Source organism: Achromobacter maghribensis, from assembly GCF_057334215.1.
In genome coordinates this window covers 39416-61646 of record NZ_JBHFII010000020.1, presented here as the reverse complement: position 1 = coordinate 61646, position 22231 = coordinate 39416, and the positions used below count along the sequence as shown (strand labels likewise).

Below are 22231 nucleotides of genomic sequence, written 5' to 3'. Positions count from 1 at the left end.
GGGGGGGCGCAGGACTCCGCCGCCGTTCAGTCGGTGCCAGCCAGATAGCCCGCGCAAACCACGGCGCGTTCGCAGGTGGCTGCCATCAGGATGGTTTGAAGACCATCAGCCAGAAGATCGCCAGAAAGGCGCCCAACGCCGGAAAGCCGAGCACGAACCACAGCGTGAAGTACCGCTTGAAGGCCGGCGACAGCGGCTGTCCAGCGAGCGCCGACGCCTGGGCCTCGTCGCGCATGAGCATTTGAAGCCTGACAACCGGCAGCCAGCATGCGATGGCGATGGCATACAGCACAAGCGACCCCATCAACCAGGGTGTCGAAAATGGAATCTGCATCAGGCGCGCCAGATACCAGCCGGTGAGCGGCTGCGCAATGGCAGTGGTTGCCGTGAACAGCCAGTCGGCCAACACCACGACACGGGCGACCTGCGCCACCACTTTCGCGTCGCGTCGCAGGACGACGCACAGCAGATAGAAGGCAGATCCGATTCCCGTCCCGAACAGCAGGGTCGACGACAAGATGTGCAGCAGCTTTACCCAAAGGTACTCCATCAATGCCTCCGGTCCTCGTGCAGGTAAAACAACAGCAATACGGCCAGCATGGGCAGGTTTTTGGAGATGGGGCCGAACGGGTGCAGCCATTGCTCGGACAAACGCCAGGTGATGATCCCGGTATAGGCAAGTATCAACGCCATCTGTGCAAGCCATAACCACCGCACTGATCGTCCGCGCCACACGACGGTCAGGATGCCGAAGAGAAGGTCCAGGCCTGCGGCGCCGTATAGCGCAACCGTTGCATAGGCTGCCGGAACGCCGCTGCGTTGCAGCAGCGCCAAACTGTCCGGTATGGGGTACAAGCCCAGCGATACGATGGCGGTCCATAGCCACACGGCGGCGACGCTCGCCCGCAGTAGCGGCAACAGGTTGTCCAATGTTGCGGCCGCCCGGAATGCGTGGCGCTCGCGCTGGGCGACAAAGCGCCGCGGCGGGCGTGGGGCGCCGCCCAGCAGCACGGAAAATGCCGTGGCGTCGCCGGTATTTCCGCGCTCCAGCATGGAAAGGCTTTCCGGTCCAATCAGGCTTCCCGGTAGTGCGTCGGCCACGCGGGCGGCCAAGCGAGCGCAAGCGCCGGGAACCGCAACGATGCGCTGGCGCGCGCCATAGCCCAGCCCCGTCCTCAGCGTGGCAAGGTAGTCCCGAAGGGGCAGTGCGTCGGGCCCGCAAAAGGCAATGGTCACGGCATCCTGGGTGGGCCGGCCGAGCAGCGCCCGGACGCCGGCCACCACGTCGGCAATGTGTACGGGCTGAACGCGCTGCGTGCCGCCGCCGGGCAGCGGCAGCAGCGGCCAGGCCGCCAGACGGTTGAACAGCGCGGCGCTTGCGCCGCCAGCGCCATAGACGAGGGACGGCTGAACGATGAAGGCCGGTATCCCGAGTGCCCGGAGGCCGTCGTCCGCCGCGCGCTTGCTGGTATGAAATGCGGATTGCGCATTGCGGTCCGCGCCCAACGCTGAAAACTGGATCACCAATGCGCGTCGCTGGCGGGCCGCCTTGAACAGCGCCAGGGGAACGGTTTCATGGATGCGCTGGTAACTTTGCCCGCGTTCCTCGCGGAATATGCCGACCGTGTTAATGACCACGTCGACGCCATCCAGCAGCGGCAACCAATCCTCGGCACGGACGTAGGACGCGAAGTCCACGGGCACGAATATTGCTCTGGCATCGTCCGACGCGTCGTGCGGGGCGGCACGTACCGGGCAGACTAGCCGATGGTGATCGGAAAGTAGTGCTTCGGCAAGATGGCCGCCGATAAAGCCTCGCGCACCGGTCAACAGGATTTTCACGCCAGGATCTCCATCCCGCCCCTGCATGGTCGGCGCGGATGGCGACGGGTCAGCAAAATCCATACCCGTGCGGCACCTTGGAGAGGGAGACGTGACATGATGGCGTGGCGGAAGGCATTTTTTGCGGGTCTACGTAGCGGCGCTGCCGCCAGCTTGCTGTCGACCGCGATGTTGCTGGCTGTCGGAAGGAAAGAGACCGGCTGGTTATTCGCGCCGACCAATGCGACCAGTCAATGGGTATGGGGCGAGAAGGCACTGCGGGCGCATCGCCTGACATGGCGCCATACCGCCACCGGCTACCTGATCCACCATGCCGCGTCGGTATTCTGGGCGACGCTGCATGCGCGCGCCGTCGCCGAGTCAACGGCGCCGGTTACGCGCTCGCGGGCATTGACTGAAGGGCTGGTCACGGCTGCGGTGGCGTGCTTTGTCGATTACCAATTGACGCCTCGGCGGCTGACGCCCGGTTTCGAACACAGATTGTCTCGGCGGGCCATGTGTTGCGTGTATGCCGCGTTTGGTCTGGGCATCGCGATCATGGCCTATACGCGTCCGTCCGGCAGGCGAGGATCGGACGCGCTCACGTCGGAAAAAGCGGACAAGAGGTAGGCATGGCATTCCCTAATCCGTATCTGCGTTATAGCGTCGTCGAGGCTGCCCTGGCTGCCGAAATAGGGGATGGCCGGTGGGCGCCCGGCACGCGTCTGCCGGGGGAAAACGCGCTGATTGGCCGGTTTCGGGTCAGCCGAAGCACGGTCCGCCGGGCCGTCCAAAACCTGGCGGCGAGAGGGCTCGTCGAGATTCATCCCGGCAAGGGCACCTTCGTGATCCGTTGACGCAGCTTGAAGGGGGCGCAGGCGCGGTCGGCAATCGGCAGCACTTCGGGCCGCGGTTCATCCCGGTTCATCCCGGTTCACGTATCTGGCGGGTCGTCTGCACGGCGACGTTGGCGTCCGGGGTCGGAATTTTCTGCGTCGGGGTCTTCGGACATACAGGCGCACAGCCGATCCAGTTCCCGGGTGACTTCGTTCCATACCCAGCGGATCAATTCGACGGTTTCCCGCTCGGCGCCATCGTAAGCTCCCTCGCGTGATGTCCTGTCAAGAACGTTATTAAACCGGCTAAGCGGTTCGGCGGTTCGGCAAGGCATAGGCTCGGCATGCTTGTTGCGTAACGCGACCGCCAGATCCGAGAGTTGTTGCCTGGCCGCCACCGCAACGCGATAGAGGGTGGGGCCGATCCGCTGGCGAACATTCTCCGTCAGCGCGAGTCCGCTGGCGCGCTCAAGCAGGGGTACGGTGCGCCATAGTCCGTCCACGCGGTCGTGCAGTCGATACGCGGCGACGTCCCAGCTTGCGTTGCGCAGCGGAAAAGCGCGGGATTGCGAGGCCATATCGCTGGCGCGCCATCTTGCCCGTTGCAGCGCGGGCCGATCCATCGAAGAGGAAAGGGCCCGGCCTTCGTTCAATTCCGAGGCCCATTCGACCAGCAGTTCGCCATAAATTTCAATTGAAATCGCCGTATTGACTCGCATGCTGCGACGCGCCGACAGCGGCAGCAGACAAACGGCGGAAAGAATGCCGGCAACCGATCCGATGATGATGGCTACCGCTTTCTGGTAGGCGCCTACCAGGAGGTTGTCACCCGGGGTCACCGTCAATATGGTTACCGTGACAAGGCTGTAGCTCAGCGTGGGGTGCCGCAGGGAGAGATAGGCGGCGGTCGTTACGCCAACCGCGATGCTCCAGAGCGCGGGCAGATCGGCGGTTTGGGCAAGCAGGACCAATCCCACGCCGAGTGCAACGCCCAGCATCGCACCGGCAATCCGCGCGACCGCCTCGCTGATCGTGCCTTCGACGCTGGCGCGTACAACGAAGAGCGCCGAGAATGTGCCCCATGCCACTTCGGGGATACGCTGCCACGTCATGAAGCCGTATGCGATCAGCACCGCGGCGACCGTCTGGGCGGGAAGGCGGAATCCATCCCGATTCGCGACCATGCGCCAACCGGCGGCATGTTTCCACAGGCGATTAACGGCGTTTCTCAAATTTGCACCTGGTCCCCAAGCCGTCCCAAATCAGGATTCGTGGCCAGATTGCCCGCACTTGATTACGCTGACATCGCCATCGGGCTCCATGTAGGCCCGGCTGACTTCGCTGATCTTGGCAACCCCCTTCAGGCGCAATTGGCTCATGAGTTCTTCTTCGGTCAGATACTCGCGTCGAAGGTTCCGTTTAGAAATCACGCCATTGCGGACGAGGCAAACTCTGTTGGCTTCCAGCAGACGGCCGATCGGCTCGACGAAGTAGCTGACGCGATCCACCAGCACCGTCCAGCCGACGATGGTGGAAACCAGGACGAGGCCGTCAACGATGGACTTGTACTCGCCCGCCATGGCGTTTTGGGCGGCGTCGGCAATAAGCACCAGAACAAGCATGTCTGCAACGCCCAGCGATCCAATATCACGTCTTCCGGCCACGCGAAGCAGCGCGAAGATAAACCAATAGACAATCGAGCCACGGATAAAAATCTCTATTGGCGAAATCGAAAACGTGAACATCCCCGACCAGTCCGGTGTCATGGCAACTCCTTTCAGTCTATCCAGCGATGAGGGATCCCCGCGGCAGATCCCCCGCCGGCCTGGCTGGCGCATGGGACACCGCATGCGGGCGTGACACGAATATCAAGCGCGGACTCCGGGGTCACTCGGAATCGCGGTCCTTTTGTTTCGGTTCGCGGCCATAAGCGTCTTTGCCGCGCGGAGCCTGGGAACCGCCAGCCGGGTAGCCGGAATTCGTGTTCGGGTCGCGGTTGACTTCGCCTTCGGGCGGACCCTCGGCGGTGGGCTGCCCCGTGAATCCGCGAGCGGCGCGATCAGCGTGCTGGGGGGCTGCGGGAGGGCGGCGATTCGATGTGGAGTCGTTCATGTTGGCACCATTGCGTTTGCCCGTTTATCGCGGGGCAGGAGCTTCGACACCAGCAAATGTCATGCCCGGACCCATGGCGGCCATGCGGCGGGGTTTCGGCACGCAAATTGCGGTGGATCCGCACAGGTTTTCCTCCCTTTTCCTTTCGCTGGAGTATCCCTATGCGCTGCACTGTCGATTCACGCTCCGGCGGCCCTGGGGCAGCTGCGGGGGCCCTCCATGACGACGCCTTGCCGGGCAAACCCTGGCTGGCGCGCGAGACGCCCGCGATCATCTGCTTTTCACATTTGCGGTGGAAGTTCGTCTATCAGCGGCCACAGCACTTGATGACGCGGTTTGCGCGATCCCATGCCGTCTATTACGTCGAAGAGCCGGTCTGGGTCAGCGGCGCCTGCCATGGATGGCTGGATGAGACACGTTGTGACGGTGTCATCGTGCTGACGCCGCATCTTCCGCGTGATAACTGGGTGGATAACCACCGGCAGCTCTTGCACGACAGGCTACGGGAAGATGGCGTGACGCGCCCGGTGCTCTGGTATTACACCCCGATGAGCCTGCCGTATTCCGATCAGATCGAGGCGAGCATTGTGGTTTATGACTGCATGGACGAGCTGTCGGCATTTCGAGGCGCGCCAGAGGAATTGGTCGGTTTGGAAAGGCGCTTGTTGGCCCGGGCCGATGCCGTGTTCTGTGGCGGGCATAGCTTGTATGAATCCAAACGGCGCTTGCATCCCAACGTGCATGCCTTTCCAAGCAGCGTGGACGGCGCGCATTTTGGACAAGCTCGGTTTATCAAGGACATTCCTTCCGACCTGGCAAGCATTCCAAGCCCCCGGCTAGGCTTTTATGGCGTCCTGGACGAACGTTTCGACACGCGGCTGGTGGCCGAGGTTGCTGCGCTGAAGCCGGACTGGCACTTCATATTCGTGGGGCCGGTGGTAAAGATCGATCCGGCGGAACTGCCGCAAGCGGACAACATTCACTATCTGGGACCCCGCTCGTATGAGGAGCTTCCCAGCTATCTGGCTGGGTGGGACGTCGCGCTGATGCCGTTCGCCCTGAACGAATCCACGCGGTTCATCAGCCCGACCAAGACGCCCGAATATCTGGCCGGCGGATGCCCCGTGGTGTCGACGCCCATCGCGGATGTCGTGCGCGCGTACGGCGATTCTGACGTCGTGTTCATCGCGCAGGGCGCCGCGGCATTCGTGGAGGCCGCGGCTGCGGCGTTGCAAGCGGCCGAAGCGCCCGAATGCCTCTTGGAAAAAGCCGATCGGATATTGCGGGGAATGTCGTGGGATACAAGCTGGGAGGAAATGTGCAAAGTGATGAACCGCGCCCATGCCAGCAGCAGCTCGCGTCGTGCGGATTTCCCTGCGCCGCCTCGAAACGGCAAACCGGCAAGCCCGGTCCGGCATTACGACTACATGATCGTGGGGGCCGGGTTTGCCGGTAGCGTGTTGGCCGATCGACTGGCGCGAGGCAGCGGCAAGCGCGTCATCGTGGTCGATAAACGCCCGCACGTCGGCGGCAATGCCTACGACCACGTCAACGAAGCGGGACTATTGGTGCACCGCTATGGCCCTCACATATTCCATACCAATTCCGTCAAGGTGATGGATTACTTATCGCAGTTCACGGAGTGGCGGCGCTACGAGCACCGGGTGTTGGCGGAAACCCCCAAGGGCCGCGTGCCGATGCCCATCAACCTGACTACGCTCGAGCGGCTTTACGGCCGGACGTTTTCGGCGGAAGAGGCCGAGCACTTCCTGCGGTCCATCGCCGAGCCGATCGCCAATGTGGTGTCGTCCGAGGACTTCGTGCTGTCGCAAGTGGGGCGCGAACTCTACGAGATGTTCTTTCGCGGCTATACCCGCAAGCAGTGGGGGCTGGATCCTTCACAGCTAGACCGCTCCGTCGCCGCCAGAGTGCCGACACGGCTGTCCATTGATGACCGCTATTTCACCGACCACTACCAATGCATGCCGCTTCAGGGCTACACCCGGATGTTCGAACGCATGCTGGACCACCCGAATATCTCATTGGCGTTGGGGCTGGATTACCAGGAGGCCAAGACGACGTTCACGTTCGACGGGTTGATCTACACCGGGCCCATTGATGAGTATTTTGGTTATCGGTATGGCGCATTGCCCTATCGGTCGCTGAAGTTCCGCCATGAAATACGGGACGAGGAGTGGCATCAACCCGTCGGCGTGGTGAACTACCCATCGGAAAACGTGCCGTACACCCGGGTCACCGAATACAAGCATCTGACGGGTCAGCAGCATGCCCGCACGGCGATCACCTATGAATACCCGTCTGCGCAGGGGGATCCTTACTATCCGATTCCGCGGCCGGAAAACGCGGCATTGTTCCAGCGCTACCGGTCGCTTGCCGACGCCACGCCCGGCGTGCATTTCGTGGGGCGCCTGGCGACGTATCGCTACTACAACATGGATCAGGTGGTAGCGCAGGCACTGACGACATACGAGACGATCGCCGCGAGGCACGCCGAGGCCCAAACCGCGAATGTGGCCTGAGCAGGAATGCCCGATGCGCTTTCAAAGCTTCTTCCTGGCTGGTTTCGAATGTTCATGCTTTCGCTTTCCGGACGGGCGCCAGCTGGATCTGCTGGCGTCGACCGGCCATGCGGAATGGGCGGATCGTGACTACGCTGCGATGAAGCCGCTGGGGCTACGGACGGCAAGAGAGGGCGTGCGTTGGCATCTTGTCAACCCCGCTCCTTACTCTTACGACTGGTCAAGCCTCTTGCCGATGCTGCGGGCGGCTCGCGGCGAGGGGATACAGGTGATTTGGGACTTGTGCCATTTTGGCTGGCCCGCCTGGCTGGATATCTGGTCCAGCCGGTTCCCCGAAGCCTTTGCCCGCTATGCAGCAGCCGTGGCGCGCCTGATCGCGCAGGAATCGGAACTACCGGCGTTGTACTGCCCGGTGAACGAGATGTCGTACTGGAGCTGGGCCGGTGGCGATATGGCGCATTTTGGCCCTTGCACGGTCGGGCGAGGGGCCGAGCTGAAGCGGCAGCTGGTTCGCGCGTTCGTGCAGGCGGCGGACATCATCCAGGACATCGACCCTGGCGCAAAGTTCGTGGCCGCCGAACCCATGATCGCCGTGCATGCCGGGAACCCTGGCGACGAAACCGGCGCCGCAGCCGCGCACGCGTCCCAGTTTGAAGCCCTGGACATGATTACCGGCCGGGTGCAGGCCGAACTGGGCGGGGACGAACGTTATCTGGACATACTTGGCGTCAATTACTACCCGCATAACCAGTGGTTGCATGGCGGCGCGCAGTTGGCGCATGACGATCCGCGCTACACGCCGCTGAGCCGCTTGCTTCAAAACCAGGCGCGTCGCTATGGCCGTCCGATCCTGATCGCGGAGACCGGCGCCGAGGGGGCGGCGCGTGCGCCGTGGCTGCGATACGTGGCCAGTCAGGCCTTGCTTGCGCAGGGCGCGGGTGTGGACGTCGCGGGGATCTGCCTGTATCCCGTCACCGACTATCCCGGATGGGAAGACGACCGGTATTGCGCAACAGGCTTGTTCAGCGCGCCTTCGGATGCGGGGCAGCGCGCAATCTATGCGCCGTTGGCGGTTGAAATGCGCGTACAGGCGTCGCGCTTTGGCGATGGGCCGGCCGCCTTGCTGGGCGCGCGCGTCGTGGACGAAAGAGAGGGCTGAATCATGTCGGATCAACAGGTCTTGCCCTCGCGGCCCTTGCCGTTCGTCTGGCGTTACGTCAGGCAGCGCCGACTGCCGTTTTCCTTGCTGGCGGGGGTGGTGGTGCTGGCGGGCGCGTGTTCCGTCGCCGTGCAGTATGCAATGAAGCTGATCGTGGACGCCATGGCGCGGGACCAGACATCTGGCAATGATGTGTGGTGGCCATTGGGGTTGTTCCTGGGCCTGATCGCGACGGAAGCGGTGTTGTGGCGCAGCGGAGGCTGGTTGGGGTGCAGGAATATCGTGGCAGCCTGTGCTGCGCTGCGCGTGGAACTTTTCGAACAGCTGAGTCACCACTCCACCCGTTACTTCCGGCAGCACCATTCAGGCGCCCTGGCCAACCGCATCACCGCCACCGCGACGGCGGCGGGTGGCATTTATGGCGCGGCGGTCTGGAGCATCATTCCCCCCTGCGTGGACTTTATCGGCGCCATCGTGGTGTTGTCGACGGTGGATTGGCGGATGGCGACTGCCTTGTTCTGCTTTGTGCTGGTGTTGGGCCTTGTCATCATCGCATTCGGGGCAAGAGGGCGCGGGCTGCATCAGTATTACGGGGAACAGGCCGCGCAGGTGGGCGGAGAAATCGTCGACGCCATATCCAATATCTGGGCCGTGCAAGCATTTTCGGCACAGGCCCGTGAACGCGAGCGCCTGGAGCGGGCGCTGAGCGAGGAAGCCCTGGCGCAGCGCCGCAGTTGGATGTATGTGGAGAAAGCGCGCGTCATTCATGATGCCTGCCTATGGCTGGCCGCCAGCGCGATGTTGTTCTGGGTGCTGCAATCCTGGCGGCAGGGCAACGCGACGGCGGGCGACGTGGTGGTTGTCAGCGCGCTGACTTTCCGCATCCTGCACGGTTCGCGCGACCTGGCCTTGGCCCTGGTGGGCACGGCGCAGCAATTTGGCGTCATCGGCGAAATGCTGCGCGTGGTGGCGCGTCCGGAAGCGGTGCCCGACGTGCGGGGTGCGAAGCCGTTGCGGCTGGAGCGCGCGTCCATCGTCTTTGATGACGTCCACTACAGCTATCCAGACGGGAACCGCGCCGTGCGAGGCGTGTCGCTTTCGGTCCCCGCCGGCCAGAAAGTCGGGCTGGTGGGGCCGTCGGGCGCAGGAAAATCAACGGTGTTGTCGCTGCTGCAGCGCGCGGACGAACCGGACAGCGGACGCATCCTGATCGGCGGCCAGTCCATCCACGACGTCACGCTGGAAAGCCTGAAAGCCGCGATCTCGGTGGTGCCGCAGGATATTAGCCTTTTCCGCCGAAGCGTCATGGAGAACATCCGTTACGGTCGCCCGGACGCTACGGAAGAAGAGGTGATGCAGGCGGCCGCCCAGGCTCATTGCGCCGAATTCATCAATCGGATGCCTCACGGCTACAGCACGGTGGTGGGCGAACGCGGCGCAATGCTATCCGGCGGCGAACGGCAACGGATCGGCATTGCGCGCGCCTTTCTAAAAAATGCTCCCATCCTCTTGCTGGACGAGGCGACGTCCGCGTTGGACAGCCATTCCGAAATGTTGATTCAAATCGCGTTGGCTGAACTGATGCGCAGCCGCACTGTCGTGGCCGCCGCGCATCGCCTGTCGTCAGTGGCTCGTTACGATCGCATCGTCGTCCTTGAAGATGGCTGCGTCGTGGAAGACGGCACGCTGGAGGAATTGCTGCTGGCCGGCGGCCCATTCCGCGTCCTGTGGGATTTGCAAGTCAACCGTAAAGGCGCATGGGCAGCCGACCCGGCCGGGGAGTGCAGTTTCTTCACGACGGCGGGAAAAACGGCGGGCTCAGCGCTGATTCAAGTCGGCACGCCGCATGCTGCTCAACCGCCGGACCCCGCCCCGACAGGCGAAACGGAGCTGAAATGAAAACGCAGAATTCTTCTCGACCGTCCTCGGACGAAGTCCAGGCACATGCCGCGCGTCGATCTTTCTCCGGGCGCGGCCCGTGGCGGAAATTCGCGACTTTCGTGGGGGCGTTGGTGGTGATACTGGTGGTGGTATGGCTGCTTGGGATATGGCCGGGATAACCCCGTCTTGCCTGGGCTGGCTTGCCTCTTCCGTGGGCATGTCGGTTGCTGAAAGGCGGCGGGCGAAACGGCGCCCGACCGACAACGGAGGAAGTGATGGATGCGGACCTTAGAGTATCCAACGGCCATCTCAACGATTGGCTACGAGACGCCCATGCCATGGAGGAGCAGGCCGAAACCATGCTGACAAGCCTGGTCTCCCGGATAAAGAACTACCCGGAACTGCGCCAGCGCATACAGACCCACATTGAGGAAACTCGCGGTCAGCAGGCGGCGGTGAGGCGGTGCCTGGAGCGCCGCGGGGAAGATAACTCCACCCTCAAGGACATGGCCGGAAAGGCGATGGCCACCTTTCAAGGTTTCTCCGGCGTGTTTGCGTCGGACGAGGTCGTGAAGTCAGGCATGTTCAGCTTCGCGTTTGAAAATCTTGAGATCGCGGCTTACCGGAACATCATCGAAGCCGCCCGCCATGTCGGAGACATGGAGACGGCCGCGGAGTGCGAACGCATTCTGCAGGAAGAGGTCGCCATGGCGCAGTGGATCGAGCACAACACTCCGGCCCTGGTGCGCCATTTCCTGGCGTTGGCCGAGGATCCGGACGCCGCCGCCAAACGCTGATCAACACCCCTATCGGCCGCCCGTTGGACGGTCTCAACCGCGTACCGAAATGGAGACGCACCATGTTTGCCCATAACAAACGACTGCAGTACACCGTGCGCGTTACGGAAACCAATCCCGGACTGGCCAACTTGCTTCTTGAGCAGTTTGGCGGTCCCCAGGGAGAACTGGCGGCCGCCTGTCGCTATTTCACGCAGGCGCTGGCAGAAGACGACCCCGGCAGGAAAGACATGCTGCTGGACATCGCCACGGAGGAGCTGAGCCATCTGGAGGTGATCGGGACGCTTGTCGCCATGCTGAACAAGGGATCGAAGGGCATCCTGGCCGAGGCCACGGAAGCGGAGGCCGACATGTACATGAGGCTGAACGGGCCTGGCAACGACTCGCACGTGACTCAAGTCCTGTACGGTGGCGGCCCCGCACTAGTGAATTCAGGGGGGCAGCTTTGGACGGCGGGGTACATCGACACCATCGGCGACCCCTCCGCGGATTTAAGGTCGAACATCGCGGCGGAAGCGCGCGCGAAGATCATCTACGAAAGGCTGATCAACGCGACGGATGATCCCGGCGTCAAGGACGCCCTGGGTTTTCTGATGACGCGCGAGGTTTCGCATCAGCGCTCGTTTGAAAAGGCGCTGTATTCGATGGAACCGAATTTCCCGCCCGGGAAACTCCCTGGGGACCCCAGATTCGCCGACGTGTACTTCAACCTTTCGCAGGGCGAAGGCGATATGCGCGGGTCGTGGAATAGCGACGAGAATTTCAACTTCGTCACCGGAGCGGATGCGATGCAGCCGGTGGACGGCGACGGTTCTTGTTCTGTCGCGCTTGACGGCGGCGAAGAGTCGGCGCTCAACGCCATGGCGGCGCGGACCCAGTCGGATCCCGAAGTGAATCCGACCACTGGCACGGAGCTGGGCAGCGGCTCGCCCACGGGCGCTTCGCCGCTCCTTAAGGGGTAGAGCGGGGTAGCGGGTCAATTGCCCCCTGCGCGGGGGCACCTTGCCGCGGCCTTGTCGGGCCGCGGCGTTGGCCTGCTGCTGCGCAGCGAAACCCGTGGGGGGGGCCCCTCACGGCATCAGCACCACCTTGATGCAGCCATCGGCCTTGTCCCGGAATGTTTTGTACAAGTCTGGCCCGGCTTGTAGCTGCGCGCGATGCGTGATCACGAACGACGGGTCGATCTGTTTGTCGGCGATGCGCTTGAGGAGATCGTCGGTCCAGCGCCGGACGTGGGTTTGCCCCATGCGCCAGGTCAATCCCTTGTTCATCGACGCGCCAAACGGAATCTTGTCGATCATCCCGCCGTACACGCCGGGAATCGATAGCGTTCCCCCCGGACGGCAGACATAGATCATTTCGCGCAGAACATGCGGCCGATCCGTTTCCGCGCCAACGGCTTGCTTCACCCGGTCATACAACAGCTCCATCGAGCTGCTGGAGTGCGATTCCATGCCCACGGCATCAATGCACTTCTGCGGTCCTTTACCGTGGGTCAACGCCTTCAGGCGTTCGACGACGCTCTCGGTTTCGAAATTGATGGTCGCCGCGCCGGCGTCGCGCGCCATGTTGAGCCGCTCGCCGACGGAATCGATGCAAATGACCTGCGCCGCACCCAGTAACAAGGCGCTGCGCACGGCCATCTGGCCCACCGGGCCGGCCCCCCAGATGGCGACGGTGTCATCCGGGGCAATATCGCACTGCAGCGCCGCCTGCCAGCCCGTTGGAAGAATGTCCCCCAAGAACAGCACCTGCTCGTCGGTCAGCTCCGGCGGAACGGGAACGTGGGTGGTATCGGCAAAGGGTACGCGAACGTATTCGGCTTGCCCGCCAGCGTACCCCCCCGTCAGGTGGCTGTAGCCGAACAGGCCTGCCGTGGTGTGGCCGAACATCTTCGCGGCCTCGTCGGCGTTGCGATTGGTGCGCTCGCATACCGAGAAATTGCCCTTCAGGCATTGCTCGCATTGTCCGCAAGTAATGGTGAAGGGAATCACCACCCGGTCGCCGGCTTTCAGCTTCCGGGCGTCGGCGCCTACCTCGACGACTTCGCCCATGAATTCGTGGCCCAGGATGTCGCCGGATTTCATTCCAGGCATGAATCCATCGAAAAGATGCAGGTCCGAACCACATATGGCGCACGCGCTGACCTTGATGATGGCGTCGCGCGGATCTTCCAGAATGGGGTCGGGTACGGTGTCGTAGCGCACATCGTGCTTGCCGTGCCAGCAAAGTGCTTTCATGAGAATCCCCTAAAAACGGCGTTCGCGTGGTTGCGATCGCGTGAGGCGGCCACGCAACTATCGTGCCGCGTCCGGCACGGCGCGGCGTCCATGCGCGGCGGGTACGCGACTTGCTATGTACAGTGCGTTCCAACCTCAAGGGTGTTCATGTACAGACCCGGAAAATCTAAGGCGGCCGATGCAAAGGCCGTTGCGGTATCTCCGCCCGTCAAGCGCATGGGCGCGCTGTCGCGGTTCTTCGATCACTTCGCGGCGCAAGTCACCACATGGGCGGGGTCACCCGTCGCGTTCGGCTGCGCGGTCCTGGCGGTAGGCGGTTGGGCCGCTACCGGCCCCGCGTTCGGATACTCGGAAACCTGGCAACTCGTGATCAACACCGGCACCACGATCATTACGTTCCTGATGGTATTTTTGATTCAACAAAGCCAGAACAAGAATGGCCGTGCGCTTCACTTGAAGTTGGATGAGTTGCTGATCGCGCTGAAGGGGGCTGACGAGGCGTTGGTGGATGCAGAGCAGCTGGATGAAGATAAGCTGCGGGCGCTGGCTGCAGCCTGCACGGCGCGCGCGCATAAGCTGGCACGACGCTCGCGCAAAGAAGGGAGGAAGGGGGCCAGGCAACGCACGGCGCGCCGTGCCCCCGCCCGCTCCTGAATTACTTGGCCTTTCCCGCGCGCGCCGCTTCGGCGTTTGTCTGTTGCAACGCAAGCATGCTCAGCTTTTCGTCTGTCGCTTTTTCTTCGGCGAGCGTTTCCTTCAGCAGCGTCAACGCCTCCGTTTCGCCCAACTGCTTGGCGAAGGTGCAAAGCGTGCCGTAGCTGGCAATTTCGTAATGCTCGACTTTCTGCGCCGCGGCGATTAGCGCGGCATCGCATACGGGCCCCTTTTCCACTTCGTCGATAACGTCCTTGCCCTCTTCGACCAGGCCTTCCATGGCCGCGCATTTAATGCGCTTGAGACGGAATTGCGCGGCTTCGACGATTTTATCGATGCGCTCCACCTGTCCCCGTGTTTCCTCCAGGTGGACGGTGAACGCTTCCGCAAGCTTGGGGTCGGTGGCTGCGCGCGCCATCTTTGGCAGCGCCCGAGTCAGCTGCTTTTCTGCGCTGTAAATATCAGACAGTTCGTGAATGAAAAGGTCCTGCAAGGTCTTCTGGCTCATCGCGTACTCCGTTGGTTAAGTGCCACCGTGGATGGCGGTCTACGCCAGGGAGCAAACTCCGTGCCCGGAGAACAAGCGGCAACGGCCACCGAGGGATGGGCCCGCCATGCGGGGCCGCAAGCGCGCGGGCTTACAACGCCGCTTCGGCAAGGCTGGCGATGAACGCCTTGGCGGCATCCGGCATGATGCGTCCCGCCAGCGTCTGCACTTCAAAGTGACGCTCGTTCATTTCGCGGTCGCGTAGCGGAACCGCGACGATCCTGCCCCATCGCAGGCGATGGCGGATCGCCAGTTCGCCGCAGAAGGCAACGCCGCCGCCGGCGCTGGCGAAGCCGACCAGCGCGTCGATGCTGCGGCTGGTGAAGGCTGGCTCGCAACGTAGCTGCTGGCGGCTGCAGCTGATGTCGATCAGTTGGCGCAGCGTCGAATCGGGGCTGGGCAAGGCCAGCGGGTAGGCGATCAACTGAGGCAGTGCCACGTCGCGCCGGCCCGCCAGCGGATGGTCGGCGGCCAGTATCGCGCGGACTGGCGCGGGCACGCGGACTTCCACCCGGATGTCCCGCTGCGACGTCAGGCTGAGCGTGACGCCGATGTCGGCCGAGCCGTCGCGGATCCGCTGGGGGATCTCTTGTTGCGAACACACGTCCAGCGAAAACCGGATGCCCGAAAATTGCTGTCGGAATTGGGCGATGGCGGCGGGCACGAATTCCGACGCGTAGCCTTCCGTGCTGGCGATGCGCACATGGCCCTGCCGCAAGCCGCGCAGCGCCTGGATGTCCCCGGCCACGCGCTCCACGTCCTGTTGCATCCGTTTGGCGTGCGCCGCCAGCAGTTCGCCAGCGGCGTTAGGGGTCATGCCCCGGGCCTGGCGTTCGAACAGCAGCGTATCCAGCTCGCGTTCCATCCGGGCGATCTGGCGGCTTACGGCTGATGGGGCCACGTCCAGCCGGGCCGCGGCCGCGCTGACCGAGCCGGTGCGCACGACTTCCAGAAAGTAGCGTAGGGAGATTTCCTGCAGGACTTGAGGATTCATGGCGGTGGACAGGTTTGCGGAAAACGCAAAGCAGAATTCTATCCGTTGATATTGCTGCAAAGCTATCCCGAACCCTAGGATGTGGGCATTTCCAGCGCCGACGGTGGGTATCACAGCCATGTTTCAATCCAACGATCCTTCCCTGTCCCCCGTTCTTGAATCGTTGCGGGGCGCGCGGCCGCTGCTATGGACGACGCCCGCCTCAATGGCCGCCGCTACGTCCTCGGGCGCGCCGTTCTCGATGGATCTGGTGCTGTCCGCGCAGGAGCGCTTTGCGCGATTCGCGCCATTGCTGGCCGAGCTGTTTCCCGAACTTGCCGCGACGGCGGGCATGATCGAATCGCCGCTATTGCCGGCCGCCGGCATGCAGGCGGCCATCGGCTTGCCGTCCGAGATGGGCCGCTTGTGGATCAAGGCCGACCATGCGCTGCCGGTGGCAGGCTCGATCAAGGCGCGAGGCGGCTTGCACGAGGTGCTTGAATTCGCGGAATCGCTGGCGATAGAGCAGGGCTTGCTGCGTCAGGGGGACGACTACCGCAAGCTGGCGGGAGCCGAGGCGCGCACCTGCTTTGGCCGGTATCAGGTGGCAGTCGGGTCCACGGGCAATCTGGGCCTGTCCATCGGCGTGATCGCCTCGGCGCTGGGATTCCGGTCGGCGGTACATATGTCGGCCGATGCCAAGGCCTGGAAGAAGGCGCGGCTGCGGGCGCGCGGGGTGGATGTCGTGGAGCACGCGGGCGACTACGAAAAGGCCGTGGCGGCGGGGCGTGCGCAGGTCGAGGCCGACCCTTGCGGCTACTTCGTGGACGACGAACGTTCCGGGTCGTTGTTCCTGGGCTATGCGGCTGCGGCGCTGCACCTGCGTGCCCAGCTGGCACAGGCTGGCGTGCGCGTGGATGCCGAGCACCCGCTTTTCGTCTACCTGCCATGCGGTGTGGGCGGCGCGCCCGGCGGCATCGCGTTCGGCCTGACCCAGCTTTATGGTCAGCACGTCCATTGTTTCTTTGCAGAACCCGTGCAGTCACCTTGTTTTCTGGCGCGCATGATGGCCGGCTGCGGGCAGTTGCCCGGCCTGCCGGTGCCGCCGTCGGTGTACGACCTGGGGCTGACGAACCAGACGGAGGCCGACGGGCTGGCAGTGCCCTGCGCGTCCGAATTGGCCTATGCGGCGGTGGGCGCCCACCTGCGCGGCGTGGTCACGGTGGAAGACGACACCCTGTACGCCGATCTGGCGCGTTTGCACGACAGCGAAGGCTTACGCATCGAGCCATCCGCCGCCGCAGGTTTCAGCGGTCCTCGCCACCTTTGCGGCAGCGTCGCCGGCCAGGCGTGGTTGCGCACGCAGGGGCTGCAGGCGCACATGTCTCGCGCCACCCATTTGGCCTGGACCACGGGCGGGCTGTTCGTGCCCGACGAAGAATATGACCGATTCCTGAGCCGCGGGCGCCCGCTTGCGGCCGGTTCCTAGGCGCCGCCAGACGCGCCGCACTTTCCACCTATCTCATCGAGCACAGCCATGAACACCTCGCTTCTTGCAGTCAGTCTCGCCTTTGCCAGCGCCATGGGCGCCGTTGCGCCCGCAGCGGCGCAGGACGCTTATCCCAGCCGCCCGTTGACGATGGTCGTGCCCTTTCCCCCCGGAGGCGCCACCGATGTGCTGGGGCGCGTGGTCGCGCAGAAACTTGGCCAGGAGTTGGGACGCACCGTGGTAGTGGAAAACCGTGCCGGCGCGGGCACGGTGATCGGCGCCAGCTTTGTCGCAAAGGCCGCGCCGGACGGCTATACGCTGCTGGTCAGTTCCGGCACGACCTTCACGGTGAATCCGGCCATCCAGAAGAACCTGCCGTATGACCCGGTAAAGAGTTTCGAGCCCATCGGCATTGTCGGCCGCACGGGCCTGGCGCTGCTGGCCAACCCCAAGGTGCCGGTCAAGGACCTGAAGGAGTTCGTTGCCTATGTGAAGGATCACGCCCAGGAACAACCGCCATACGGCTCATTCGGCACCGGCACCACCGCGCATTTCGTGGGTGAAGCCTTCATGGCGGCGGCGAAGTTGAAGATGACGCACGTGCCCTACAAGGGCAGTGCCCCGGCGATGACGGACCTGATCGGCGGCCAGATCCCGTTCTCGGTCGACACCGTGGCCGCGGCGCTGCCGCAAAGCAAGCAGGGCAAGGTGCGGGTCCTGGCGATTTCCAGCCCCGCGCGTTCGGCCTTTTTCCCGGATGTGCCCACGTTCGCGGAACAGGGCTATCCCTCGGTGGCGATGGACACGTGGCTGATGGTGGCCGCGCCGCGCGGCTTGCCCGCCAATGTGAAAAGCCGGCTGGAGCAGGCGCTGCGCGCCACGGTTGAATCGCCCGAGGTGAAAAAGAGCCTGGAGGCCCAGGGTTTCGAGGCGGCCTTTGCCAGCGCCGCCGACGGCGAGGCGCTGATTCAGCGGGAGTTGCCGGTGATGAAAGACGTCGCGCAACGCGCAAATATCAAGATCGATTGAGAAGGAGAGCGACGATGACATTGGACGACACCCTGGTCTCGCTGACGGCCGTGGAGCTGCGGCGCATGATAGGCGCGCGGCAGCTTTCCCCGGTGGAGTTGCTGGAGGCCTGCATCGCGCGTATCGAAGCGATCAATCCCTACGTGAATGCCGTTACCGCCAGGGCCTATGAGCGTGCCAGAGCCGAGGCGCGCGCCGCCGAACGCGCCGTGATGGCGGGCGAGCCGTTGGGCCTGTTGCATGGCCTGCCAATGGGCGTGAAAGACCTGGAACCCACCGCCGGGGTGCTCACGACCTACGGCTCGGCGCTGTATCGCGGCTATGTGCCCGACGAGGATGTCGAGCTGGTGGCCCGCTTGCGGCGCGCCGGCGCCATCGTCGCCGCCAAGACCAACGTGCCGGAGATGGGCGCGGGGGCCAATTCACGCAATACAGTGTGGGGTGCGACGGGTAACCCGTTCAACCCCAACCTGAACGCGGGCGGCTCGTCCGGGGGATCCGCGGCCGCGCTGGCCTGCGACATGCTGCCCGTAAGCACCGGATCGGACACCGGCGGTTCGCTGCGCATCCCCGCATCCAAGTGCGGTGTGGTGGGGTTCCGACCGTCGCCGGGCATCGTTCCCAGCGTGCGCAAGCTGCTAGGCTGGACGCCGATCTCGGTGGTCGGGCCGATGGGGCGCACGGTGGCGGACGCCTGCCTGCAGATGGCCGCGTCCGCCGGCCCGCACGCTGGCGATCCGCTCAGCTATCCGCTCGATCCGCTGCAGTTCCTGCATCCGGGCGTGGCCGATCTGGGTTCGCTGCGCGTGGCTTACACCGAAGACTTCGGCTGCTGCGCCGTCGATGACGGCATCCGCGCCGTGTTCAGGAAGAAGATCGCCGCCATGCGGCATCTGTTCGCGGCGTGCGACCCGATCGAGCTGGACCTGGGCGACGCCCACCGCTGCTTTGACGTGCTGCGGGCCGAGGCCTTCGTCGCCGGCATGCGCGATGCTTACGAGAAGGACCCCTCAAGCCTCGGGCCCAACACCCGCGCCAATTTCGAAATGGGCGCGGCCATGAGTCTGAAAGACTGCGCCTGGGCGCAGTCCGAGCAGACCCGCCTGATCAAGCGCTTCCAGCGGGCCTATGACGACTACGACCTGATTCTGTCGCCCACCACGCCGGTCTCGCCTTTTCCCTGGACGCAGTTGTATGCCGACACCATCAACGGCGTCGCGCAGGAAAACTACTACCGTTGGCTGGCGCTGACGTACGTCATCACACTGACGACGCATCCGGCCTTGACGCTGCCTTGTGGGCGCGACGACCAGGGCATGCCGTTTGGCCTGCAAATCGTGGGGCGCTTCCGGGGCGACCGGGAGGTGCTGGCGGCAGCCCAGGCGATGGAGCTGGCCTTTGCCGGCCAGGAGGCCCTGCGGCGTCCGCGCCCGGACCTGGCCGCGCTACGCACGGCGGAACCCGCCTTGACGTCAATCGTGACGACCCCGCCGCAATTGCAAGGCCAGGGTCAGTCGGGGGAGGTGTCGGCCGTATAGCGGTCCGGTCGAAGACGATCGGCGCGGAACATCGGGCGAGCGTTTGCCGTCATCAAGGGCCGACGCAGCCTACAACACCTTCACCACGACCTTGCCCTTGGCACGGCCCGCCTCCGCGTAGGCCAGCGCGCGGTGCGTGTCGTTGAACGGAAGTAGGCGGTCAATGACCGGGGTGATGGCGCCGGACTCAACCAGCGACGTGATCTCACGCAACTGCGCCCCGTCGGCCCGCATGAAGACGAAGCGGTACTCGACGCCCATCCGGCGGGCTTTGCGGCGGATGCCGCGACTGAGCAGGCGCAATACCAGCTTGAGCGGCCAGGCCAGCCCGCGCGCGGCGGCGAATGCCGGGGTGGGCGGCCCTGAAATGGAAACCAGCCGCCCGCCCGGCTTGAGAATCTGCAGAGACCGGGTCAGATCCTCTTTGCCGAGGCTGTTGAGCACGACGTCGTAGTCGCGAAGCTCTGTGGCGAAATCCTGCCGCTTGTAGTCGATGACAACGTCTGCCCCAAGGGCTTTTACCCATGCGACGTTGGCCGTGCTCGTGGTCGTGGCGACGAAGGCGCCAAGATGTTTGGCCAACTGGATAGCGATGGTGCCCACACCGCCGGAGCCCGCCTGGATGAACACGCGTTGCCCCTTTTTCAGTTGCGCGGTTTCCACCAGCGCCTGCCACGCGGTCAGGGCCACCAGTGGAAGGGACGCGGCTTCGTCCATGCCAAGATTGCGTGGCTTGAGCGCCACCGAAGATGCCTTGACGGCGATGCGCTCGGCGAACGTGCCGATGCGATCATCGTCGGGGCGTGCATATACCTCGTCGCCCGGCTTGAATTGGCGCACCCCCGCTCCTACTTGCACGACCGTGCCCGCCACGTCGTTGCCCAACGTGAGGGGAAGGCGATAAGGCAAGATCAACTTGAACTCGCCCCGTCTGATCTTGGCGTCTAGCGCGTTGATGCTGGCCGCATGGACCTGGATCAGGACGTCGTCCTCGCGCAAGACCGGCTCCGGCACATCCGCGATGCGGCCGGTTTCGTTCTTGCCATAGCGATCGATGATGAAGGCTTTCATGCGCGGGGGGGCTCGGCCTGGAGGGCAGCGCGTGGGGCAGGGCGGTATCGGTCCGCGGCCTGCATCTGGCGGATATCCGAGAGCAGCCCCTGGCGCGCGGCGTCCAGCACGTCCCAGCGCGCAGCCACATGCAGTGGGGGGATGGTCACGGCCTCGCGGCGATCAAACCCGACCAGGGCGGCGTCCACCAGTTCGCCTACGTCCATCACTTCGGACAGGGTGTTGATGTCGATGCCGGCTCGTTCCCAGATTTCAGTGCGCGTGGCTGCGGGCAAAACGGCCTGCAGGTAGACGCCCTTCGGCGCCAGTTCCAGGCTTAGCCCCTGCGACAGGAACAGCACGAAGGCTTTGGTCGCGCCGTAGACCGACATGCCGAACTCCGGCGCAAGACCCACCACCGAACCGATGTTCACGATCGCGCCTTCGCCGGCTTTGGCCAGTCGCGGTGCGATGGCGGCGGCCAGGCGCGTGAGGGCGGTAATGTTCAAGGTCACCAGCCGTTCGATGCTGTCGGCCGATTGGTCGACGAAGCCACCCGACTGGGCGATGCCCGCATTGTTGATCAGGATGCCGATGCGGGCATCGTCGCGCAGGCGCGCCTCAACGGCGGCCAGGTCATCGCGCTGAGTGAGGTCGGCCGGTAGCGTCTGGACCTTGACGCCGGTTTCCTGGTGCAGGCGGGCGGCCAGGGCTTCCAGCCGCGCCTGATCGCGCGCAACCAGCACAAGATCGTGGCCGCGCCGGGCAAAGCGTTCGGCATAAACCGCGCCGATGCCGCTGGAGGCGCCGGTGATCAGGACGGTGGGATGAGCGTTCATGGCATGTTTCTCTGAAAATTGGGTGCAGATGTTGGAATGGATCGCATGCCGGCCCATGAGGGCGCGGCCGCATGGCCCCGGGCCTCGGCAATCGGACTACAGCGCCCGGACTACAGCGGCCGGGCGTCGCGCAATGTCGGATAGTCGATGTAGCCGTTGGCGCCTCCGCCATACAACGTGGCCGGGTTCAACGCCGCCAGCGGCGCGCCGGTCTTGAAGCGTTCGACCAGATCGGGGTTGCTGATGAATGCTCGGCCAAAGGCGAACAGGTCTGCCTTGCCGTCGGCCAGATGCGCGGCGGCCAGGTCCAGGTCGTAGCCGTTGTTGGCCAGGTAGGTGCCCTTGAAACGGCGGCGCAGGCCATCGAAGTCGAACGGCGCGACATCGCGTGGGCCACCCGTGGCGCCTTCGACCACATGCAGGTAGACGATGCCCAGCGTGTTGAGCTGATCGACGATGTAGTCGTATTGCGGCTGCGGGTCGCTGATGGAAATGGCGTTGGCCGGCGATACCGGCGAGATCCGCACGCCGGTGCGATCCGCACCGATTTCCGCCGCCACGGCGGCGGTGACTTCCAGCAACAGGCGGGCGCGGTTCTCGATGGTGCCGCCGTAGGCGTCAGTGCGCTGGTTGGCGCCGTCCTTGATGAACTGTTCCAGCAAGTAGCCGTTGGCGCCGTGGATTTCCACGCCATCGAAACCCGCCGCCATCGCGTTGGCGGCGGCC

At 64.1% G+C, this 22231-nt stretch carries 22 protein-coding genes; 11 read left to right on the top strand and 11 right to left on the bottom strand.

The annotated features are described in order from the left end of the window. Positions 1-85: 85 nt before the first annotated feature. Positions 86-550 carry a DUF2269 family protein gene (locus tag ACE039_RS08600; RefSeq protein WP_485822123.1) on the bottom strand — a complete coding sequence of 155 codons (465 nt, stop codon included), beginning with the start codon at positions 548-550 and terminating at the stop codon, positions 86-88. Beyond that, a complete protein-coding gene (locus tag ACE039_RS08595) occupies positions 550-1842 on the bottom strand; it encodes an SDR family oxidoreductase (RefSeq protein ID WP_485822122.1) in 1293 nt (430 codons plus the stop codon). The genes ACE039_RS08600 and ACE039_RS08595 overlap by 1 nt, the downstream gene beginning before the upstream one ends. Before the next feature lie 96 nt (positions 1843-1938). On the opposite strand from ACE039_RS08595, the gene ACE039_RS08590 reads away from it, so the two are divergent. Both ACE039_RS08590 and ACE039_RS08585 read left to right on the top strand, forming a co-directional pair. Next, the gene (locus tag ACE039_RS08590) at positions 1939-2451 is read left to right on the top strand and encodes a hypothetical protein (RefSeq protein WP_485822121.1); all 513 of its coding nucleotides are present in this window, start codon (positions 1939-1941) and stop codon (positions 2449-2451) included. Positions 2452-2453: 2 nt separating this feature from the next. After that, the gene (locus ACE039_RS08585; RefSeq protein WP_448712680.1) at positions 2454-2678 is read left to right on the top strand and encodes a winged helix-turn-helix domain-containing protein; all 225 of its coding nucleotides are present in this window, start codon (positions 2454-2456) and stop codon (positions 2676-2678) included. Between the two features lie 77 nt (positions 2679-2755). Here ACE039_RS08585 and ACE039_RS08580 read toward each other — a convergent pair whose 3' ends face one another. The 3 genes from ACE039_RS08580 to ACE039_RS08570 form a co-directional block, all read right to left on the bottom strand. Further along, positions 2756-3889, bottom strand: coding sequence for an FUSC family protein (locus ACE039_RS08580; protein ID WP_485822120.1), 1134 nt, complete (start codon positions 3887-3889; stop codon positions 2756-2758). Positions 3890-3919: 30 nt separating this feature from the next. Next, complete coding sequence (locus ACE039_RS08575) at positions 3920-4423, bottom strand: DUF421 domain-containing protein (protein ID WP_448712684.1); 504 nt, start codon at positions 4421-4423, stop codon at positions 3920-3922. 121 nt (positions 4424-4544) lie between these two features. After that, the gene (locus tag ACE039_RS08570) at positions 4545-4769 is read right to left on the bottom strand and encodes a hypothetical protein (protein WP_105557875.1); all 225 of its coding nucleotides are present in this window, start codon (positions 4767-4769) and stop codon (positions 4545-4547) included. Between the two features lie 161 nt (positions 4770-4930). On the opposite strand from ACE039_RS08570, the gene glf reads away from it, so the two are divergent. From glf to ACE039_RS08545, 5 genes are all read left to right on the top strand, one after another. Then, entirely contained in the window at positions 4931-7309 is a 2379-nt protein-coding gene (gene glf / locus ACE039_RS08565) for a UDP-galactopyranose mutase (RefSeq protein WP_485822119.1), read from the top strand. A 13-nt stretch (positions 7310-7322) separates the two neighbouring features. Further along, complete coding sequence (locus ACE039_RS08560) at positions 7323-8468, top strand: beta-glucosidase (protein WP_485822118.1); 1146 nt, start codon at positions 7323-7325, stop codon at positions 8466-8468. Between the two features lie 3 nt (positions 8469-8471). Next, a complete protein-coding gene (locus ACE039_RS08555; protein ID WP_485822117.1) occupies positions 8472-10367 on the top strand; it encodes an ABC transporter ATP-binding protein in 1896 nt (631 codons plus the stop codon). Between the two features lie 257 nt (positions 10368-10624). Continuing rightward, positions 10625-11146, top strand: coding sequence for a ferritin-like domain-containing protein (locus ACE039_RS08550; protein WP_448712692.1), 522 nt, complete (start codon positions 10625-10627; stop codon positions 11144-11146). A gap of 62 nt (positions 11147-11208) precedes the next feature. Next, positions 11209-12108, top strand: a complete 900-nt coding sequence (locus tag ACE039_RS08545; RefSeq protein ID WP_448712693.1) for a manganese catalase family protein — start codon at positions 11209-11211, stop codon at positions 12106-12108. Positions 12109-12216: 108 nt separating this feature from the next. Here ACE039_RS08545 and ACE039_RS08540 read toward each other — a convergent pair whose 3' ends face one another. Continuing rightward, positions 12217-13386, bottom strand: a complete 1170-nt coding sequence (locus tag ACE039_RS08540) for a zinc-dependent alcohol dehydrogenase (RefSeq protein WP_485822116.1) — start codon at positions 13384-13386, stop codon at positions 12217-12219. A 147-nt stretch (positions 13387-13533) separates the two neighbouring features. Here ACE039_RS08540 and ACE039_RS08535 point away from each other — a divergent pair, with 147 nt between their 5' ends. Further along, on the top strand, positions 13534-14040 hold the full coding sequence (locus ACE039_RS08535) for a low affinity iron permease family protein (RefSeq protein ID WP_485821249.1): 507 nt from the start codon (positions 13534-13536) through the stop codon (positions 14038-14040). A 1-nt stretch (position 14041) separates the two neighbouring features. On the opposite strand, the gene ACE039_RS08530 is transcribed toward ACE039_RS08535, so the two are convergent. Together ACE039_RS08530 and ACE039_RS08525 are read right to left on the bottom strand one after the other, a co-directional pair. Continuing rightward, positions 14042-14548, bottom strand: a complete 507-nt coding sequence (locus ACE039_RS08530) for a YciE/YciF ferroxidase family protein (RefSeq protein WP_448712699.1) — start codon at positions 14546-14548, stop codon at positions 14042-14044. A gap of 130 nt (positions 14549-14678) precedes the next feature. Next, entirely contained in the window at positions 14679-15581 is a 903-nt protein-coding gene (locus tag ACE039_RS08525; protein ID WP_485822115.1) for a LysR family transcriptional regulator, read from the bottom strand. A gap of 118 nt (positions 15582-15699) precedes the next feature. Here ACE039_RS08525 and dsdA point away from each other — a divergent pair, with 118 nt between their 5' ends. Genes dsdA through ACE039_RS08510 form a run of 3 tightly spaced genes read left to right on the top strand, consistent with a single transcriptional unit; the run spans position 15700 to position 19616 of the window. Beyond that, on the top strand, positions 15700-17049 hold the full coding sequence (gene dsdA, locus ACE039_RS08520) for a D-serine ammonia-lyase (RefSeq protein ID WP_485822114.1): 1350 nt from the start codon (positions 15700-15702) through the stop codon (positions 17047-17049). Between the two features lie 48 nt (positions 17050-17097). Further along, positions 17098-18078: a Bug family tripartite tricarboxylate transporter substrate binding protein gene (locus ACE039_RS08515; RefSeq protein WP_448712703.1), complete on the top strand. Its 981-nt coding sequence runs from the start codon at positions 17098-17100 to the stop codon at positions 18076-18078. Between the two features lie 14 nt (positions 18079-18092). Then, complete coding sequence (locus tag ACE039_RS08510; RefSeq protein WP_485822113.1) at positions 18093-19616, top strand: amidase; 1524 nt, start codon at positions 18093-18095, stop codon at positions 19614-19616. A gap of 69 nt (positions 19617-19685) precedes the next feature. Here the strand turns inward: ACE039_RS08510 and ACE039_RS08505 are convergent, their stop codons facing one another. The 3 genes from ACE039_RS08505 to ACE039_RS08495 all read right to left on the bottom strand — a co-directional run. Next, a complete protein-coding gene (locus tag ACE039_RS08505) occupies positions 19686-20687 on the bottom strand; it encodes an NADP-dependent oxidoreductase (RefSeq protein ID WP_485822112.1) in 1002 nt (333 codons plus the stop codon). Beyond that, entirely contained in the window at positions 20684-21505 is an 822-nt protein-coding gene (locus ACE039_RS08500) for an SDR family NAD(P)-dependent oxidoreductase (protein WP_485822111.1), read from the bottom strand. The genes ACE039_RS08505 and ACE039_RS08500 overlap by 4 nt, the downstream gene beginning before the upstream one ends. Before the next feature lie 110 nt (positions 21506-21615). Further along, positions 21616-22231: oxidoreductase (locus ACE039_RS08495; RefSeq protein WP_485822110.1), on the bottom strand; the 616-nt coding region annotated here is incomplete at its 5' end.